This is a genomic window from Actinomadura graeca, assembly GCF_019175365.1.
GTDB lineage: Bacteria > Actinomycetota > Actinomycetes > Streptosporangiales > Streptosporangiaceae > Spirillospora > Spirillospora graeca.
In genome coordinates, this window is sequence record NZ_CP059572.1 from 2,206,437 (window position 1) to 2,225,978 (window position 19,542).

The following is a 19,542-nucleotide window of genomic DNA, read 5'->3' on the forward strand; positions in this document are numbered from 1 at the left end:
TTTACCGGCGCCTTTCCGGCTCGCACGGTTTGTCGGCGTAGGGGACGAGCCGTACCGGCCCGAGCAGGCCGTAGGGCTGCGTCTTGACGGGACGTTTCAGGAAGCGGGAGTAGCCGGGCACTCCCCGTTCGGCGAGCGCGGTCAGCCGGTTCTTGAGCGTGGTGGTGACCTCGACCTCGATCACGTTCCGGCCGGGGCGCAGGAAGGGCCCGACGTCGATCCGGGGCGGGGCGACGCTGGCCGGGTGGACGCGCCGCCCGCCGATCCGGACCTGGACGCCGCCCTCGACCCGGCCGAGTTCGAGGTAGGCGCCCCTGCCCTCCCCGGTCCACCCGTCGCCGAGGACGACCGTCGTCCGGTAGGTGCCCGTCCCGGACGTCTCGCGCAGCCGCGGGATGGTCCGCCAGTCCGCCAGCCGTTCGAGCCGGAGGGTGTGGCGGTCCTCCCCGGACGGGACGGCGCCGTCCACGCGCAGCGTCCAGCCCGACGGCTCCAGCGGGCGCGGGAGGCTCCCGAAGTCGACCGTGGCCGTCCGCCCGTCGGCCAGCCGGGCGGACGCGGGACCCGGTCTGGTGGAGCGCAGGCGCAGACCGCCGCCGCGGACGACGACCGACTCGGCGGTGGTGGACTCGACGTGCGGCCCGGTCGGGCGTTCGAAGCCGATCACGACGCTCTCACCGGGGGCCAGCTCGACCGGCACGGCGACCCGTCCGCCGTCCGCGCGGAACAGCCCCATCTCGCGGATCTCGCCGGTCCAGAGGTCCCAGAGGTCGGGGGCCCGGTCCGTGATCGCGAAGGAGGCCGTGAAGCGGGCGGTCGCGCCGCCGGCGAGGCGGATGGTCTCGTCGAGGCCGCCCGAGGTGTTGCACAGGAACCAGTAGTCGCCGGTGCCGGTGCGCCGGTGCACGCCGTACACCTGCTGCGGACGGTCGAACGCCATGTCGGGCCGGACGCCGAGCCGTTCGAGCTCCGCGGGGACCGCGGCCTCCTCGCGCACAAGCCGGACACGCGGCGAGCGCCGGAGCTCCGCCACGGCCCCGCGCACCGCCGCGTCCTCCGCGCCGGGGTCGCGGTAGCCGACGCCGCGGCCGGGGAAGCGGCCGACGAACACGATCGGCAGGCCGTCACGCGCGAACGACACCAGCCGCCGCGCCACGGCCGCGGGCATCGCGTCGGAGCCGTCCAGCACCCCCTGGTTCTTGGACGCGTCCAGCTCGACGACGAGCGCGCTGTAGCCCGGCGCGCCGACCACCAGGCGGCCGTCCCGCACCACCGTCTCCTCCTGGGCGAGGGTGCCCGGGTCGACGATGTCGAAGCTGTACCCGGACGCGGCGAGCGCGGCGTTCAGGAGCGGATCGCCGCGTTCGTCCGTGTGCGGATCGTCCACCCGTCCGTATCCGTGGATGTCACGGTAGATGGCGATATCGGTGATCGGGTGTCCCGCCCTGAGCACCGTCTGGGCCCTGGCGAGGTAGTCGGCGAGCGGCCGGAGGTGCCGCCAGAGCGGGAGCGCCGGGGTGAAGCCCTCGCCGAACCCGTAGTCCCGTCCGCCGAGGTGGTGCTCGGACGACCAGGGCCACCACGACGGCCAGCCCGCGCCCTCCGCGAACTTGTACGGGAACCCGTGGAGGACCTGCTCGTTCACGCCACCGGCGAAGCCCTTGTCGGCCATGAACTTCAGCGCCTCCAAGGTGATCATGTAGTCGCCGTAGGTGATGTCCCCGACCTCCAGCGAGGCGATCGTGTTCCCGGCCAGGCGTCCGCCCGACGTGATCGTCCGGGTGAAGCCGATCGGGCCGTCGAACGGGTCGGCGTCCGGGGCGGCGTACGCCTTGTTGGCGGCGACGACGTCCATGCTCAGCATGTGCGCACGGCCCTGGAAGTCGAGGCCGTGGCCGCGTGCCCACGCGCGCGCGGGACGCACATGGTTGTCCACCCACAGCTCCGTCAGCGTCGTGTTGTAGTCGTGCCTGATGCGCCGCCCGGCGTCTCCGGAGAAGTCGTAGACCTGCCTGGCGGACTCCAGGTCGTCGGAGTGCCAGCCGATCACCGCCAGCGCCGGGAGGTGGACGGTCAGGTCGTAGCCCCGGCGGGCGCGGAACTCCTCCAGGAAACGGCCGGTCCACAGCAGGCCGGTGAACCCGAACTCCAGCGAGTCCTCGTGGAAGCGGTCGGCGACCTCGGCGGCGAGCGGGCCCAGGCGGTCGAGGAGACGCCGGTCGAGGTCGGCGGCCGCCGCCCTGGTGGCGTCCGCGTCGAGCTGGTCCAGCACCAGCGGATCCTCCGGGCCGGTGCTGTCGTTCGCCCGCTGGCCGGTGGGCGCCTGCCAGAACCCGAACACGACCCACCGCCCGCCGGGCACCGCCCAGCGGAGGTGGCCCTGCGCGTCCAGCGTCGGCGTCAGGTCGGTGACGTGCCCGGGGTCCAGGACCGCCTTCGACCGGAGCCGGGCCGCGACGGCGGCGACCAGCCGCGCGTCCCGCCGGTCCACGCCCCCGGGCAGCGGCGGGACACCGCCGAACGTGGACGGCCCGGTCACCTCCCGGTGCCCGAAGACGAGCTGCTGCTGCGCGAGGGCCGCGTGCTCGCCGGACACGGCGGGGCTACTCCACGGCCAGCCCGAACTCACCTGGAAGTCGATGCGGAAGTCGTGGTCCCGCGCCGCGCGCAGCGCCGCCTCCACCCTGCGGGCCCAATGCGGGGTGCCCCACCGGAGCCGCTCGGGAGGCCGGGGCCCCGACGGGTCGACGAGGCCGGGCGCCTCGAAGAGCTGCGCGCCGCCGAACCCGGCCGCCACCATCTCCGCGACCTCGGCGCGCAGTTCGGCGTCGTCCACCACCGGGCCGGGCCACCACCAGGTGAAACGCGGCCGCAGCCGCGGTCCGGGATTCCGGAACGCCCGCGCCAGCCGACCGCCATCGGAAACCTCGCCGCCGGTGTGGACGTACGCGTCACCGTGCGGCAGCACCAGGGTGGCGCCGAGCGCCCCGACGCCGCCGAGGAGGGTGCGTCGATCCAGGCCGGGCCCGGTCTGGTCGGTGGTCATCTCCCGTCTCCTAACTTTTTCAGGCCGTACGGCGGGGATCGGGTCATCAGCGGGAGAAGAGCGACGTCCTCTCGGCGCGTCTCGTGAGCCCGCCGGTCAGGTCCGCGTGCGCCAGGCCGGGATCTTCGCGTTCGTGACGGCGCGCATGACCCACTCGACGGGGCCGTAGGGATGCCGCTTCAGCCACCACGCGCTCGCGGCGAGCTGGAGGACGTAGGTCACGACCGCGATGGCGATGACGCCGAGGGGCGGCACGCGGTCGACGAGGGCGAGGCCGTAGCCGGTGTAGACGAGGGCGAACACCAGCGACTGGACGATGTAGTTCGTCGCCGCCATCCGTCCCGCCGGGGCCAGCACGGCGACCAGCCGCGACCGCTCGCCGCGCCCGGCGAGCCGCAGGACGGTGGCGGCGTAGGCGAAGGTGATCAGCGGGTTGGTGAGGCTCTGGAGCGCCTCGCCGGCGGCGGGCAGGTCACCGCCGTCCGAGGCCGCGGCGATCACCCAGACCACCACCGGGCCGCCCGCCAGCAGCCCGGTCCACTGCGCCCGGACGAGCCACGCCGAGAAGCCCGGCCCGCCGTCCAGCAGCCGTTTCTTGCCCGCGGCCAGGCCGAGGAGGAACATGCCGAGCGCCTGCGGGCCCTGTCCCGCCCAGATGACGCCCATGAAGTGGGGCGCCAAGGTGAGCTGCGCCGAGAGGGTGTCCAGCGGCCCGCCGGTGTACGCCTCGTGGGCCCAGGAGAAGTCGAGGAACTCCAGGTCGGAGTCGCTGCCGTCGTCCGGGAGCAGGCCGAGCGCGGACGTCGCGACGAGCAGGCCGCCGCCGAGGAGCGCGGCCGTCAGCGGCCGCACCTTCCGCAGCAGGATGAGGATCAGGCAGAGCATCGCGTACAGGGTGAGGATGTCGCCGAACCACAGGAACAGGCAGTGGACGAGGCCGATCGCGAACAGCACTCCGCATCGGCGCAGCAAACGCGGCACGGCCGCGACCCCCGCGCGGTCCGCCGCTTCGAGCTGAAGCGTGAACGAATACCCGAACAGAAAGGAGAAGAGCAGAAAGAATTTGCCGAGGAAAAGGACGTCCACCACCGTCAGCACGGCCCGGTCGGCGGTCCCGTCGAAGAGCAGGGCGTCCTCTCCCACCCCCACCAGCGTCAGCAATGTCGAGACGACGATGACGTTGGTGATCAGAATGCCGAACAGCGCGAAACCGCGCAGGGCGTCCAGCCCGGCGATGCGGTGCGGTGAAACGGTGACGGGCGGGTCCGGCGTCGTTATCGCTGCGTTCACGGAAAAAACGCTAACCGCCTTTTCCCCGCGTTTCCTCGCCCCGTCCGACGACCTCCGCGCACCGCCCTGGGACCTGGCTCCTACTCCTCCGGTGCAGCGGCGGGGGCCGGTGACGTCCCGCCGGGGCCGCCCGCGCCCGGCGTGACCAGGCCCGCCTCGTACGCCGCGATGACCGCCTGCGCGCGGTCCCTGATCCTCAGCTTGCCGAACAGGCTCGTCACGTGGTTCTTGACGGTGGACTCGGCGATGGCCAGCGTCCCGGCGATGCCCGCGTTGGACATCCCCCGGGCGATGAGCACGAGGATGTCCAGCTCGCGCGCGCTCAGGCCGGCGAGGCTGGGCGGCACGACGGCCTGCCGGGGCCGCGACGTCTGGATGAACGTGCCGATCAGGTAGGTGAGCAAGCGCGGCGCCACGGCCGAGTCCCCGCGATGGACGATCCGGATCGCCTCGGTGAGCTCCTCCGGCGACACGTCCAGCGGCAGGAAACCGGACGCACCGGCCCGCAGCGCCGCCACGACGTGCTCGTCCAGGTCGAAGGTGCTCAGCGCGAGCACCCGCACGCGCGGCTGGGCGCCGACGATCCGCAGGGTCGCCTCGATGCCGTCCAGCCCGGGCATCCGCACGTCCATGAGCACCACGTCCGGCCGCAGCCGCTCGGCCAGCGCGACCGCGGCGACGCCGTCGGCGGCCTCACCGGCGACCTCCATGTCCGGCTGCGCGCCCACGATCATCCGGAACGCCACCCGGATCAGGGCCTGGTCGTCCGCGATCAGGACGCGGATCATGGGCCGGGGCCCGGCGCGCCGGGGCCGCGTCTCACCGGCACCGGCAGCGGGATGTGCGCCGCCACGCGGAACCCGCCCTCCGGACGGGGCGCGGCCTCGATCGTCCCGCCGCAGAGGGCCACCCGTTCGGCCATTCCCACCAGGCCGTATCCCCCGTCAGGCGGGCCCGGCCCCGCGGCGGGCAGCCCCCGCGGCGGCCCGTCGTTGACGATCTCCAGGGTCACCGCGTCCGGCGCGTAGCGCAGGCGGACCGTCGTGGGAGCTCCGTCCGCGTGCTTGCGGACGTTGGTCAGCGCCTCCTGCGCCACGCGGTAGATCGCGCGGTCGACCGCCGACGGCAGCGGCAGCGGATCGCCGTCCACCTCCAGGCCGGCCGGGACGCCGGTCTCCCCGGCACGCCGCACCAGCGCGGTCACGCCGCCTGCCGTCGCCGGCTCGCCGGTCTCGGTGATGCCGACGTCCTCGGCCCGGAGCACCGCCAGCATCTGCCGCATCTCGAACATCGCCTCCCGGGCGGTCCGCTCCGCCGCCTCCAGCGCCTCCCGGGACATCTCCGGCGCGCGCGTCATCGTCGTGCGGGCCGCGCCGACCAGCGCGTTCATGACGCTGATGTGGTGCGCCACGACGTCGTGCAGCTCACGGGCGATCCGGCGCCGCTCGGTGTGCACCGCCGCGTCCACCGCCTGGGCACGCTGGCGCCGCGCGAGCTCCTCCCGCGCCCCGACCAGCTGACCCACGACGATCACGAGGAAGTTGCCGAGGACGTCCGGCCCCAGTTCCCCGAAGTCCGCCCGGACGGCGACCGGCACGGTCAGCAGCAGGACGGCGCCGCCGCCGGCCGTCCAGCCCAGGGCGAGCGGCAGATACCGGCCGGCGGTGTAGAGCGCGACGAGGGACACCGTGCCGACCAGCCCGCTCTGCGGTCCCGCGAGCAGCCCCAGCAGGACGTCGGCCACCACCACGACGACGAGCGTCACCACGGGCCTGTCCCGCCGCGCCACCAGCGCCGCGGCCGCGACGGTCAGCGCGGCCGCCGCCCCGGCGATCCGGTACGGAGGCACGTCATCGACCGCGCGGATGAGCAGATCGGCCATGTCCACCGCGAACGCCACAGCGGCGACGGCCGCGTCCGCCTTACGGCCACGTGGGAACCGGTAATCCCCCATCGGCACAGGCTATTGCGATCCGCCGACAGCGTGCCTTCGCGCGGTGAGGTCCCGCCGAGGTCTCTGGCGGTCTGGCGACGATGGCGTGTTGCTGGAAATCGACGGCGACGTGCTGCACGACCGGTATCTTCTGGCGTTCCAGCGTGTGCGGATCTCACTGCCCGAGGAGCCTCGATGAAGCGCCTGGCCACCTCACTTCTCCTCGCGGTCCTCGTGCTGGTGTCGGGGGCCGTGGGCGCCCGCGCCGTGGAGGTCCGGGAGGGCACGTTCTCCTACGGGGGGCATCAGCGGCAGGTGCTCGACGCCTACTGGCAAAAGTCCGCGGTTCCGCGGGCGGGGCTGATCCTGGTGCACGGCGGGTCCTGGAACGGCGGCGGCAGAGGGGGCGGCTGGGCGGACACGGCACGTTGGTACGCGGGTCAGGGGCTCGCCGTGTTCTCCATCGACCACCGGTTCAACACCGACGTCGCCTGGCCGGGGCCGCGGGACGACGTGCTCGCCGCGATCGCGTGGATCAAGGCGGAGGCGGCCCGGTTCGACCTGGATCCGGGGAAGCTCGTCATCATGGGCTCGCAGGCCGGCGGGCATCTGGCGGCGGCCGCCGGGACCTTTGGGGCGGGCGGCTCCACCGTCCGCGGCGTGATCGGCCTGTCCGCCATCGCCTCGCCCTACCGGTCCTGGAGCGGCGCGCCCTACGGCACCTCGTCCGCCCTGCGGCGCAAGATCAGGGACAACGCGGTGATCCTCTCCCGCTGCCATCCGGCGCAGGCGGACGAGGCGTGCTGGAGCCGCTGGGCCGACACCGTCGCCAAGGCCCGCGTCTCCGCCGACGACGCGCCCGTGTACCTGCTGACCGGCGAGCACGATTCCCACGTCACCGCCGGGCACGCCGACGACCTCGCCGGCGCCCTCAGGGCCAAGGGCGTGGCCGCGACCACCGAGATCGTCGCGGGCTCGCGGAGCGGCGGAGAGCTGCTCACCGATGTCACCAGACCGAAGACCCTGGCGTGGATCAAGGCGCGGACGTCCGGGCCCGCGCCTGCCGCGAAGCAGGCGGCGGACCCGCCACCGCCCGCCCGGCAGAAGACGATGGCGGCCGGTGACCCTCCGGCGGCGCGCGTGTTCCCCCGTCCCGCGGCCGCGGCGGCCGAGACGGCCCACGCCTACGGCGACCATCCCCGTCAGAAGCTGGACGCGTACTACCGAACCGGCTCGGAGCGGCGGCCGGCGCTCGTCGTCGTCCACGGCGGGCACTGGTACGAGGGAGACAAGCAGGAATGGGCCGCGACGGCCCGCTGGTTCGCCGGGCAGGGCTACGCCGTCTTCTCCATCAACTACCGGCTGAACACCGACGCCCCCTGGCCCGCCCAGCGCGACGACGTGGCCTCCGCCGTCGCCTGGATCCGGCAGAACGCCGCCGCCTTCTCCGCCGATCCAAACCGGGTCGTGATGCTCGGCTCGTCTGCGGGCGGGCACCTCGCCGTCATGGCGGGGACGCACGGCCAGGGGTCGAAGCTCCTCCGCGGCGTCGTCGCCCTCTCCCCCGTCGCCGACCCCGCTCTCGGTTACACCACCGGCCAGACGCAGGGCGCCACCGCCGCCCAGGTCAAACTCCGCGACAACGCGACCCTCCTCACCCGCTGCTCTCCCGAGCCTGGCAGTCCTTCTTGCACGAACCAGTGGACGGACGCCGCCGCCAGGCAGCACGCCGGAGCAGGCGACGCCCCGATGTTCCTCATTCACTCCAAGCAGGACTTCGTTCCGGCCGCGCACTCCGCGCAGCTCTGCGCGGCCCTCACCAAAGCCCGTGTCGCCTGCACCACCGAGACGACGACCGGCGGTTATCACGGCGGCGCCCTCTTCCAGGTCCCCGGCCTCCGTGACAAAGTCCTCACCTGGATCAAAGCGCACGACTGACCGGTACTTCAGAAAAAGGCCGGACACCTTCCTAAGCTTCTCGGCGTGGCTGAGATTCTGGTGGGCACGGCTTCCTGGACCGACAAGACGCTGCTGGAATCGGGGTGGTATCCGCCGGCGGCCAAGACCGCCGAGGACCGGTTGCGGTTCTACGCCACACAGTTCCCGCTGGTCGAGGTCGACGCGACGTACTACGCGCCCCTCGCGGAGCAGACGGCCCGTCTGTGGCGTGACCGCACGCCCGAGGACTTCGTGTTCAACATCAAGGCGTTCTCATTGCTCACGCAGCATCCGACGCGTGTCCAGGCGCTCTACAAGGACCTGCGGGGACAGGTCCCCGCCAAGCAGTCGGTCTATCTCAAGGACGTTCCGGAGCCGGTCGCCGAGGAGGTGTGGGAGCGGTTCCTGAGCGCGCTGTGGCCGTTGTACGAGGCGCGCAAGCTCGGGGCGGTGCTGTTCCAGTTCCCGCGCTGGTTCCCGTTCGGGCAGCGGAACAGGGCCTACATCGCGGAGGTGAAAGAGCGGTGCGCGCCGGTGCGGATCTGTGTGGAGTTCCGGCACCACAGCTGGCTGGACGAGGAGAACCGTGACGCGACACTGGAGTTCCTGACCCGGCTGGACGTGCCGTACGTGGGTGTGGACATGCCCCAAGGGCATTCCTCGTCGGTGCCGCCGGTGCTGGCGGCGACGTCCGATCTGGCGGTCGTCCGGTTCCACGGACACAGCCCGCGCTGGGACAGCCGCAACGTCTACGACAAGTACGCCTATCTCTACGACGAGGACGAACTCAGGGCGTGGGCGCGCCGCATTCAGGAACTGGCCGTCGACACGGCGGCGACCCACGTCGTCTTCAACAACTGCTGCGCCGACCATTCCCAGCGCAACGCGGCGCGGATGGCGACCCTGCTGAAGGGCGGCGAGCCGGTGGAGGGCTGAGCGCGTGGTCCGTCCCTCAGCGGTTCCTCCGGGGCATCAGGTGGCCGAACGCCTCCGTCAGCAGGGAACGGCGGGTGTCGGGGCTCATGCCCGGATGGACGGCGTCCGAGCCGCGGCCGACGGGGTCGAGGGCGGGTCCGGCGCCCGGGTCGCGGCGGAAGGCGACGGGGGTGTGCTCGCCGTCCGGGGTGAACGACCGCGCCGTGATCTCCAGGTCGAGGGTGGCGTTGTCGCCGACGCCCAACCGGCCCAGGGGGAGATCGGGGAGGGGCCGCTCGTCCTTGAGCAGGTCGTAGGAGAAGCGGAAGCCGAGCCTGCCGCCGAAGTCGCTGACCTCGTCCTTCAGGGCCAGTTCGGTGCGGACCTGTGCCCGCAGCCGCGCCCCTGTGGCGGCTGCGGGCACGGCCAGCACGTGGGAGACGCCCAGCGCGCGGTTGCGTATGTAGAGGGTGACCGTGGGCCCGTCCGGGCGGCTGTGGGGTCCGGGGGCAGGCAGGACGGGGAGGCCGTGGGCACGGTCGGTCTCCCAGGATGCGGCGAGTTCCTTCACGGCCGTGCTCCAGCCGTCGAACGCGTTGAACTGCCGGCGCGCCGCGAGCAGCGACGGGACCCGGGTGGCGTCCAGCCGGAACACCAGGAGGAAGCCGCCGCTGTCGTGCAGTTTGGCCTGCCACTGGTCACGGACCCAGGACTGGCCGACGCAGGCGTGCGACCACAGGAGGACGAAGTAGTCGGACTCCCCGATGTGCTCCTCGACCGCCTGCACGATCTGGTCGCCGGGCAGGGTGTCGCGCTGCGGGCTGAACATGCGGACACCGTGGGCGTCCAGGTCGCGGTGCAGGTCGTCGGCCGTGAGCCGGTTCGCGTCGGCGTAGCACAGGAAGACCTGCGGGAGGTCGAACCGGATGCTGAGCGGCAGTGCCATCAGTGTCCCTTCTGAACGATCCATCGGCGCATCCACCGCCGTAGCGGCCCGGCCTTCGTCTGGAGCCCGGAGTCCCCGTAAAGACTCCAGCACGCCCAGCGGGACGGGTCCCGCGGGAACGGCACGGCGACGTCCCCGGCGTGGACGTCGCGCATCGCCGCGCGCAGGGCCAGATCGCGCGGCAGGCGGCGCAGGTGCCCCTGAAACCTGTCGAGCAGCTCCGCGGCCGGGAGGTCCGGGGCGATCCACCGGGCCGCGACCACCGAGGCGGCCCCGGCGTTGAACGCGGCGCGCACGAAGCCGCGCCGCTCGTCGCGGCCGAGCCGCTGGGCCATCCCCGACTCGCAGGCGCCGAGCACCAGCGTCCCGCAGCCGTGCAGGTCCATCCCTTCGAGGTCCTCGGCACGCAGATGGCCCGGCATGCCCGGGGGCCACAGCTTGATGACCGAGAACCTCGCGTCGTCGTGCCCGTAGACCCCGTGGCCGTCGATGCGGACGATCTGGTGGCGCCGCGCCGCGAGCCCTTCCCGCAGGCCGTCGGGTGTGGCGGCCGCCCCGGGAAGCGTGTCGAGGACGCGTGCGCGCGAGGGTGCCAGGCCGTCGTCGTCCGGCCGGACCAGGAGGGCGTCATCGCCGCGCCGGGTGTCCGACCGTTCGCGCAGCGGCGCCAGCGCCGACAGGCACGGCAGGTCCGACAGCGCGTAGCGCAGGCCCAGCGGCTCACTGTCCGGCAGCGGCAGCGCGGCGAGCGGGACGTCCGACAGCTCGTTCCCGGCGACGACGGCGAGGCGCCGCACCTGCGCGGGAAGGCGGCCGGTCACCGCGCCGACGCCGAGCCGCAGGGCGATCCCCTTCAGGCGCCTGGCGAACTCGCCCGACGCGGCGCTCGCCTCCAGCGTCACGGGGCTCTCCCAGCAGCGCGCGAGGGACCCGATGGCCTGGTACAGCTCCTGACGGCTCGACTGGACGTAGGTGTGGTGCAGCAGTTCCCGGCAGATGACGACGTGGTGCACCCTGTCCGGCGTCGCGTGGATCAGCCAGACCGCCTGGTCGCGCGGCAGGGCGGCGGCCATCCGGCCCACCCAGTCCCGGGCGCCCGCCCAGTCGCTCGGACGGGGCAGGTCGCGGGCGCGGGGGCCGCCGGGCAGGATCCGGGGCAGGATCAGCGCTCCGCGCGCGGCCTCCAGGGCGACCGCGATGCCGGCGGCGGTGGGTGTCTCCAGCCGCTGCGTCCGTTCGAGCGCGGAGCGGACGCGTTCGTCGTGCTCGTCGGGCATCGCGCGCAGCATATGGATCCTGATCGGGTCGCCGGGCTGGCGGATCGCGATCTCCTCTTCGAGCCGGTGCGCCTGCCCCCAGCAGTCCACGGCGCGGTCGTCGGAGTCGGGAAGGCCCATTCCGGCGAGCGCGTGGCCGAGGATCCGCAGCGCGGCGATCCGCACCTCAAGGAGGGAGTCCGTCCACGCGTACGTCGCGGAGAGGGCGGCGTGGCCCGCACATTCGCGGGACGGCGCGGCGTCGCCGCGCACGTGCCGGCTCCGGATCAGCTCGGCCTCGGCGGCGGCCAGATGCCACAGGGCGAGGTCGCGTGGTGAGGCGGCCCTGTCCCGCAGTTCCTTCAGGCTCTCCTCGGCGTCCGCCTGCCGCGCATCGTCGAGCAGGCGGCGGACGTGGGCCACGCCCGCGTCGAAGCGCCGCGAGACCGGGCCGGTCTTAGGCGCGCCGGGCCGCCGGAGCGAGACCGCCTCGGCCTGTGCGGCCTGCGGCTCGGGCGCCAGGCCGGCGGCCTCCCACAGGAACGGGCCGAGCCGCTCGACCAGGCCGGGCAGGCGCAGCGCCCACGCGAGGGTCGTCATCTCCCGCATGACCGGCCAGTACAGGGCGGGTTCGAGGTCGGGCAGCCGGAGGGCGCGGACGAGCGTCCAGAACGCCTCTTCGTAGCGGGCCTGGTGCCTGAGCTCCTCGGCCCGGAGGAGATGGTCCGGGACGGTCTCGGGCACCCCGCCGATCGTCGCGGCCATATGCCCCTCACGTTTGAGCAGCACTTCGATCTCCTCCGACATCTGGAGCAGGAGGTCGGAGGTCCCCAGGTCCCCGAACCGCTCCTTGGCGGCGGAGAGATGCCGCATCGCCGCCTCGCTGGACCCGTCGTTCGCGAGCGCGAGCCCGCGGACGCGATGCAGGCGCGCGACCTCCTCCGCGTCCAGTTCGCCTTCGTGCTGGGAGACGGCGAGGGCCTCGGCGTCGGCGCGTCCGTGGTCGCCCAGGGAGGTGAGGATCTCGGCGTGCAGCACCCGCAGTCCCGTGGGACCTGGCGGGTGCTCGCCGAGGTACTCCTCACAGCGCCTCAGCGCGAGCTCGCGCTTCCTGAGTTTCATGAGGACACTCAGATGATCTTCCTGCAGTTCCTCGCGCAGGCCCGCCCGTTCCGCGGCGCGGACGGCGCGGCCGTAGGCGGCGTCGCAACCGTCCACGTCCCCGGCCTCGTAGCACTCCCCGGCCTTGGTGACGTGTTCCGCGGCGGGGTCGTCCGAGAAGATCTGCATCGTCTCTCTCCAGTGGTCAGGACGCGCACGCGGGGTCCGGGGTGTCCTCGTCGAGGCAGGCGAGCACGACCGGCACCAGGACGAGGCCGGCGCCCGGCCCGCCCTGCCCGGGTCCCGTGGGCACCGGGGACGGGGACGGGCTCGTGGTCTGAGGTCCCGGGCCGGGCCTCCAGCCGGGCGGCCTGCGCGGACCCGGGTTCACCGACGCGGCGCGGACGCCCGGGCCGGTGGCGCGCAGCCACGTCCGCGACTGGTCCGAGCCGGTCCGCTGCCCGCCGGGTCCCTGCCGGTAGCTGTCGGCGAGGATGATCGTGCTCTCGGTGGCGGGGTCGATCGCCACCGTCCCCTCCCGCACGGTGACCTTGACGTTCCGGTCCATCCAGTTGGGGATGATCGCGCCGTCGTGGAGCACCAGGGAGCGCATCCGGTCGCTCACCAGCACGTTGTCGCCGAGCGAGGCGAGGTCGGACAGGTCCATGGTCCCCCGCCGCGCGCCGGGGACGACCTCGCCGCGGCCGTGGTGGACGGGATGCCCCGACTCGATCGCGATCAGCGGCCGGGACCGTCCGAGGTCCAGGCCGAGCGCTTGGAGCACGCGGCGGCCGAAGGGCTCGCCGGGTCCGGCGATGATCGTCTTGTCGGCGCCGACGAGCGCCACGCCGTCGTCGCCGAGCCGGACGCCGCGGAGCATCCCGTCACGTGCCTGCACGGCCTCGTTCCGCGCCTCGGCGACCCTGGGGAAGTCCCGGAGGAGCGCCGCGCCCGCCTCCGGGCCGCCGAAGCCCACGATCGGGTCGTCGAGGCGTGCCTGGGCCCGCTTCCCGTTCACATGGATCCGGGTCGCCCTGCCGTCGGTGGTCTCCACCCGCATCGTCTGCGCGTCGCGTGAGGGGTGGACGGGGAAGGCCACGACCGGGCCGCCCGGCCGCTCCGGGCGGAATTCGAGCCAGGTCCCCGGAGGAGGGCCGCGCGGAGCCGACGGGCCCCGCCCCGGGGGCGGGGTGAACCGGCCCACGAGGAACTCGGGCGAGCCGCCCGGACGCGGACGGCCCAGGCGGAACGCCATGTCGCCGCCGGGGGCCGTGCCGTCCTTGACGATCTCCAGCCAGGGCGCGTCCTTCCCGCCGACCTTGTAGGAGCCGTTGTAGCTGTAGAGGACGGTCTCGGGCGCGGGCTCCGAGCCGTCCTGGGCCGACTGAAGCGCCCGCCGGACGCGGTCGAGCGGCCCCTTGACCCAGCGCAGCAGCACCCATCCCCCGCCCGCGTCCGCTTCGAGCCGTCCCCAGTCGCGGCCCTCGACGGCGATGCTCTCGGAGATGAAACCGTCCTTGGCGCCGCGCTCGATCCGGAGGCTGCGCTGCGTGCCCTTGCCGCGCAGGACCTTCAGCCTGCCGAACGACTCGCTGCGCCGCTTCTTGCCGATGGTCTCGACGACCGAGGCCCCGCTGCCGGTGGTCGAGAACCGGCGTTCGAGCCTGTCGACGACCCGGCCGTTCTCGCCCACCCACACCTGGGTGATCCGCCCTTTGCCGGTCCCGGCGTCCAGCTGGGACGAGGGCTCGTAGAGCCCGCCACGGCGATCGCCGACGGGCACGGCCTCGGAGCGCCACGTCCCGCCCTTCATGTTGGAGACCGTGTCGGCGAGCGAGACGCCTCCGCTGACGACATGGTGACCGCAGTACTCGTACGGCTTGGAACCCTTGGTGCTCAGGGTCTCCCGCCGCGACGACGGCGGCCCGACGAACGTGAACCCGCTTCGCTCACGCAGCTCGGAATGCCGTGCGTGCCAGGTCCTGAACCGCTGGTCGTCCCGGACGTCATGGTCGCCGAGCTGAGGCAGGTGCGGGCCGCCGGGCTCGGCGCCGAGCCATTCCGCGGCGGCGCTCCACCGCATGATCTCTTCGAGGCGCGAGTACTGGGGCTCGTAGTCGGCGACCTCCTGGAAATGGGCGTCCCACCACCGCAGGCCGCGCCCGAACCCGTAGCTCGAATCGGTCTCGCGGCCGTCGGCGGCGGACGTCCGCATGAACAGGCGGGTCGCCCGCGCCCCGATCTCCACGTGGTCGTCCTCGAACAGGAACCCCGCCTGGTTCTGCCCGAACCAGAGCCGCCCGTGTTCGGCCGGGGACGTCCCCGCCGCCGGGCAGTGCCCGAGGGGGACGACCGCGGCGGGGTCGGGCACGAAGCCCTGCACCGCCTTGTCGGGAACGCCCGACCCGATTCCGTTCACCCAGAGCTTCGCCACGAGATCGGTGTAGAAGAGGGTCATCCCGACTTCGGTGCCCCGCAGCCCGCCCTCGTAGCGGGCCTGGTGGTACAGCCCTCCCTGTTCGAGGGCCTGGAGGCCGGCGGCGGACTTCGGCGGGTCGAGCGAGAACGCGGGAAGCCTGCCGGTCTCCTTGAGATATCCCCGCTGGATCGCGGTGACGTCCGCCATCGTGAGCGGCGGCGCGGACCCGGCCCGCCATTTCCAGCCGCCCGCCCAGATCTCCTGGCCCTTGCGCTCCAGCCGGGACAGGTGCCGCGTGCGGCTCAGGAAGTCGCGCAGCCCGCCGGGCCGGTCGACGCGCATCGTGACGTAGCCGTTCGCGGCGCGGACCTGCTCCGGGGGCCGCGCCGCGTCCGCCCCGACTTTGATCGTCTGTGTGCGCGCGTCGTCGGTGTAGTGGTGGATCTGCACGGACCGCGGGTCGGAGCCGTGGTCCGTGCGGTGCTGGTCGAGCAGGAGCGCGATCGTGCGCGGCTCGTACCGGTCGCCGGCCGGGAGCAGCAGGTGCAGGCGGCCGTCACGCTCGTCGAACAGGGCGCGGCCCGGCCCGGTCGGCTGCGCGGTCATGTCGGCCAGCCCCTCGTCGCGCACAGGGGCGGTGTCGAGGGCGGCCGGACGGTAGTGCGCGGTGTCCAGCCTCAGGTGGGCGGCCAGCGCCGTGCGGAGCCAGTCCCGGATCTGCTCCTGGTCCTCCCCCTTCGGCAGGTCGGCGAGGCGCGCGGCCGCTCCGCCGTAGGAGACGCCGAACGGGCCGTCGGGTATGGCCGACGCCGCTTTCCCCGGCTTCTTGAATGCCCCGGGGAGGGACGACCTCGGCCACGGGCCGCCCCCGCGCGACGCCAGCACGAAGATCAGGACGAGCGCCAGCGCCGGTCCGAGCAGCACGGCGAGCGTCCGGATCCGCTGGGACAGCAGCGATGGGGGCAGATTCCGGTGGGGTCCCGGCACCATGTCGACGTGGCCTCCAGGTCGCGATCAGTTCTGTCCCGGGAGCCGGAGGCGCCGGCCGGGCGGATGCGACCACGCCGCGATCCGCCGCTCGGCGATCTCGGCCGGCAGCGGATCGAACCCCGCCGGGGCCAGGTCGTTCCGTGCCACGCGGCCCGGGCCCGGGCCCGGCGGGGGCGGGGTCAGGTCGTCCAGCAGGGCGGCGGAGATGACGACCCCGACGCCCTGGTCGGGGCCGCCGCGCAGGGCGGCGCAGGTCGTGTCGCCGGTGCACAGCCGGTACACCTCCGTCAGGACGCGCCCCTCGAAGCCGCGCTCGGTCAGCCAGGTGATCCCCTGGTCGAACGCGATCACCAGGCGCAGCGGCCCGGCGGCGCCGGGCGTGTCCTCGGCAAGGGCGTCGTCCAGCCCGTGCACGAGGTCGGTGATGACCCGCGCCTCGTTCATGCCGGAGGGCACCAGGAGGAGGACGGCACCGGTCTCGGGGCGCCGCTCGTCGGGCGACGGGCGGCGCTCCTGGAGGAAGGCACGCTCCAGGCCGGCCTTCGCGCAGGCGCTCTTCACCGCCGCCAGCATCCGCCGGTACAGCGGGTCGCGGGCGCCCGCCTCGGGGGCGGGTGGGCGCCGGTGGACGGCGACCGCCGCGCAGAGTCTCCGTACGGGGTCCGAGTCGTGCATCTGGGCCTCTCCGCGCCGCGCCGGTCAGGACCCACTCACTATCGGGGGTACGGCGTCAGTCAATCCCGTACTCCGGCGGGATCTCGGTGATCCCCGCGGCCGTGTGCAGCGCGGGCCAGTCGCGGATGACGATCTCGCGGTAGCCCTTGTCGATGACCTTCCTGTGCTTGAGCGACGCCAGCGCCTTCTGCACGGTCGGTTCCTTCGCGCCCACCAGCCCGGCCATGTCGGGGTGCGTCAGCGGCAGCGTGATGAGGGTGCCCTCGGCCGCGGGCCTCCCGTGCTCGCGGGCGAGCATCATCAGCATGCGGGCGATCCTGACCGGCACCGAGGAGCCGCCGTACTCGACCCGGTGCCAGGTGGCGTTGCGCAGCCTGGCGGAGACGATGCGGCTCACGGCGAGGAACGCGCCGGGGGACGCGGCGAGGAACTCCAGGAACTCCGGCTGGCCGATCCGCCGGACGACGCAGGGCCCGATCGTGGTCACCCTGGCCAGCCGGGGGCAGTCGTCCAGGACCGCGAGCTCGCCGACCAGGTCCCCGTCGGCGCGGATGGACAGCAGCACGGTGTCTCCGCCGTCGGTGGCGCTGGTGACCTTCGCGCAGCCCTGGAGCAGGACGAAGACCTCGCGCGGCTCGGTGGTGCCTTCCATGATGAGCGTCTCCCCGGCGGCGATCTGCCGGGAGGTGCCCAGTTTCAGAAGCCGTGCCCGGTCGGGGGCGTCCAGCGTCCCGAGGAAACTGCGCCGCGGCCATCCTCCGACCGGGCGGGGAGCGTCATTGTGGTTCGCCATGATCGGCTTTTCGGTGAGGGTTCGGGTGATCGCCAGCTTAACGCCGGAGACGAGCCGTCACAGGCCGAATACCGTTTCAGGACGGCGAACGGACAGCGTAATTTCTGACAGAGGACCCGCCCTCAACCAGTTGTGTCAATACCGATCGCGCGGGCGAGGAGATCAATTCGGCCGTCCTCGTCGAAACGATCTCCGGTCAGGTCCAGCGGGCGGCGGAGGGCGGCGAAACGGGGCAGCGGCACGTCCTCGATCAGCACCGGGACGAACCGGCGCCCGCCCGGCTCGTGCACGCGGGCCAGCAGCGCGGCGTAGTCGTCCAGGACCCCGGGCTGCGTCACCGCCGCCCGGCTGAAGACCAGGATGCCGTTCGACGCGGCGCCGATCGCCCGTTCCTTTTCCAGCAGGACGACCAGACCCGGCTCCACCCACGGCTCGATCCAGACCGTCACGCCCCTGCGTCGCAGTTTCAGGGCGAGCCGTTCGACGGTCGCGACGTCCTGCTCCGCGAAGCACATCACCGCGTCGATCTCCCCGCCGGGATCGGGAACGGGTTCGAGGACGGGACCGGGCTCCGGATCGGAACCCGGTTCGTCTGACGCGGGCAGGACGAGGGCGTGCACGTCATGGCCGGGGATCCACATCCAGGCGGGTTCGTCGAACTCCTTCTGGACCACCCGGACCTCCCTCAGCTCCTTCGGCCCGAGCCCGGTCCGCTCCTGCCGGATGGTGTCGGCGAAGACCTGCCGCGAGTAGATGACCGCCAGGTCGGCGCCGGACGCCGCGAGGGCGTCCTTGAGGGGCCGGCTGTCGCACAACCGGCTGACCGCCACCGGCCCCGCGCCCGCGTGGCCGTTCGGGGCGTCGAGCGTCACGCCGTGGTGGACGGCAAGCCGCAGCCGGAGCCGCAGCTCGGGACGAACGTCGCGGTTCCGGGCGCGCAGCGCGCCCGCCAGCGCCCGGGGGAAGTCCTCGACGACCCGGGCCTCGGGTTCGGTGTCGGGCAGGATCGCCAGCTCCCCGTCGCCGCCGGGCTGCCTGGTCCAGCCGCTGCGGCTCAGCCCGGTCCGCTCGGCGGCCTCGTCCAGCACCGCGAGCAGGTCCACCTGCATCCGCTCCTGCCTGCGGTCGGTGGCGCCGCCGTACCCCTTCGCGTCCACCGAGAGCAACAACCGCCGCACAGCGTCTCCTTCTCAGATCCCGATCCGCTCGGCCTCGGGTGAGGCGAGCGCGCCTGACATGGCCAGCAGGGAGACCAGCGGCCGCAGCACCCGCCGCGGATGGACGCCGCGCGGGAAGCGGGCGTCCCCCGTCCCGTCCCCGTCCCCGCGCACGGAACCGGAGCCGGTCGCGGACGCGACGTGCAGCGTCGCGCGGGCGCACTCGCGGTACGGCCGCGTCCAGGCGTGGGCTCCGCGGCCGTGGAGGTAGGCGTAGACGTCCGCGCTCTCGCTCAGCGACTCCTCCGGGTCGAGCGCCGCGGTGTCGCGGCGCAGCCACAGGGCGAGGGGGTCCTCGAAGCGCAGGAGGTCCGCCTTGGCCACCACCACGGCGGCGCTCACCTCCGGCAGGCGGCCGGACGCCCGCAGCAGGTCCAGGACGACCCCGAAGGTGCGGTCGCGTCCGCCCGCCTCGTCCAGCCGCACCGGGTCGACCACGAAGATCAGCCCGTCGGCGGCGTCCAGGAACGCGGTGGCGTCGGCGACGCGGAGCAGGTCGTCGCCCGCCACGTCGAACAGGGCGACGGGACGGGGCGGGCCCTCGCCCTGCGCGACCATGAACCCGTCGGCGAACATCACCCGGCCCGGCGGGGTCGGCCGCAGCTCGCGCGCTTCCCCGGCCAGCGGCCCGACGTTGTCGCGCAGATACTCCTGGTGCAGCCGCATCTCCAGCGGCCAGCACGCCTGCCCGTAGTGCCGGTGGAGGTCGCCGCGCTCGACGGCGCCGATCATCGCGGTCAGCAGGTGGGTCTTGCCCGAGCCGCTCGCGCCCACCATCCCGAACACCAGCGGCGGCCCGGACTCGCCGTAGGAGGCGGGCAGATGGTGGGGTTCGCCGCGTTCGTTCGGGCAGCGGACCCACGCCACCCGGCGGAGCCTGGCCGACTGCTCGGGCCCGGCGCCCGCGGGGACCGGCTGCTCGACGTACTCGCCCGTCCCCGCGTCGAAGCGGTGCAGCGGGGGGTCGTCCCAGGGGATCCGCTCAAGGCAGACCGGGCACAGCACCCACGGATTCGGCATCGT

General features: G+C 73.4%; 13 protein-coding genes. 2 read left to right on the forward strand and 11 right to left on the reverse strand.

The genetic code is table 11. The annotated features are described in order from the left end of the window. Window position 1: 1 nt before the first annotated feature. The 4 genes from AGRA3207_RS10090 to AGRA3207_RS10105 all read right to left on the reverse strand — a co-directional run bounded on the left by AGRA3207_RS10090 (window position 2) and on the right by AGRA3207_RS10105 (window position 6,290). Window positions 2-3,046 carry a glycosyl hydrolase gene (locus tag AGRA3207_RS10090; protein ID WP_231334313.1) on the reverse strand — a complete coding sequence of 1,015 codons (3,045 nt, stop codon included), beginning with the start codon at window positions 3,044-3,046 and terminating at the stop codon, window positions 2-4. Window positions 3,047-3,142: 96 nt separating this feature from the next. Next, window positions 3,143-4,336, reverse strand: coding sequence for a DUF418 domain-containing protein (locus AGRA3207_RS10095; RefSeq protein WP_231334314.1), 1,194 nt, complete (start codon window positions 4,334-4,336; stop codon window positions 3,143-3,145). An 80-nt stretch (window positions 4,337-4,416) separates the two neighbouring features. After that, complete coding sequence (locus tag AGRA3207_RS10100; protein WP_231334315.1) at window positions 4,417-5,124, reverse strand: response regulator; 708 nt, start codon at window positions 5,122-5,124, stop codon at window positions 4,417-4,419. Then, complete coding sequence (locus AGRA3207_RS10105; protein WP_231334316.1) at window positions 5,121-6,290, reverse strand: sensor histidine kinase; 1,170 nt, start codon at window positions 6,288-6,290, stop codon at window positions 5,121-5,123. The genes AGRA3207_RS10100 and AGRA3207_RS10105 overlap by 4 nt, the downstream gene beginning before the upstream one ends. Before the next feature lie 174 nt (window positions 6,291-6,464). Here AGRA3207_RS10105 and AGRA3207_RS10110 point away from each other — a divergent pair, with 174 nt between their 5' ends. Then, entirely contained in the window at window positions 6,465-8,207 is a 1,743-nt protein-coding gene (locus AGRA3207_RS10110; protein ID WP_231334317.1) for an alpha/beta hydrolase, read from the forward strand. Window positions 8,208-8,252: 45 nt separating this feature from the next. Then, the gene (locus tag AGRA3207_RS10115) at window positions 8,253-9,143 is read left to right on the forward strand and encodes a DUF72 domain-containing protein (RefSeq protein WP_231334318.1); all 891 of its coding nucleotides are present in this window, start codon (window positions 8,253-8,255) and stop codon (window positions 9,141-9,143) included. 16 nt (window positions 9,144-9,159) lie between these two features. On the opposite strand, the gene AGRA3207_RS10120 is transcribed toward AGRA3207_RS10115, so the two are convergent. The 7 genes from AGRA3207_RS10120 to AGRA3207_RS10150 form a co-directional block, all read right to left on the reverse strand. Next, window positions 9,160-10,068 carry a toll/interleukin-1 receptor domain-containing protein gene (locus tag AGRA3207_RS10120; RefSeq protein WP_231334319.1) on the reverse strand — a complete coding sequence of 303 codons (909 nt, stop codon included), beginning with the start codon at window positions 10,066-10,068 and terminating at the stop codon, window positions 9,160-9,162. Continuing rightward, window positions 10,068-12,614 carry a CHAT domain-containing protein gene (locus AGRA3207_RS10125; protein WP_231334320.1) on the reverse strand — a complete coding sequence of 849 codons (2,547 nt, stop codon included), beginning with the start codon at window positions 12,612-12,614 and terminating at the stop codon, window positions 10,068-10,070. Before AGRA3207_RS10125 ends, AGRA3207_RS10120 begins: the two co-directional genes overlap by 1 nt. A 16-nt stretch (window positions 12,615-12,630) precedes the next feature. Then, window positions 12,631-15,834 (reverse strand): hypothetical protein, encoded by a 3,204-nt coding sequence (locus AGRA3207_RS10130; protein ID WP_231334321.1) that lies wholly within the window; start codon window positions 15,832-15,834, stop codon window positions 12,631-12,633. A 24-nt stretch (window positions 15,835-15,858) separates the two neighbouring features. Further along, on the reverse strand, window positions 15,859-16,509 hold the full coding sequence (locus tag AGRA3207_RS10135) for a hypothetical protein (RefSeq protein WP_231334322.1): 651 nt from the start codon (window positions 16,507-16,509) through the stop codon (window positions 15,859-15,861). 55 nt (window positions 16,510-16,564) lie between these two features. Next, a complete protein-coding gene (locus tag AGRA3207_RS10140; protein ID WP_231334323.1) occupies window positions 16,565-17,302 on the reverse strand; it encodes a Crp/Fnr family transcriptional regulator in 738 nt (245 codons plus the stop codon). A 122-nt stretch (window positions 17,303-17,424) separates the two neighbouring features. Next, window positions 17,425-18,480, reverse strand: a complete 1,056-nt coding sequence (locus tag AGRA3207_RS10145; RefSeq protein WP_231334324.1) for a toll/interleukin-1 receptor domain-containing protein — start codon at window positions 18,478-18,480, stop codon at window positions 17,425-17,427. A gap of 12 nt (window positions 18,481-18,492) precedes the next feature. Further along, window positions 18,493-19,539, reverse strand: a complete 1,047-nt coding sequence (locus AGRA3207_RS10150) for a hypothetical protein (RefSeq protein WP_231334325.1) — start codon at window positions 19,537-19,539, stop codon at window positions 18,493-18,495. Between the last annotated feature and the right edge of the window lie 3 nt (window positions 19,540-19,542).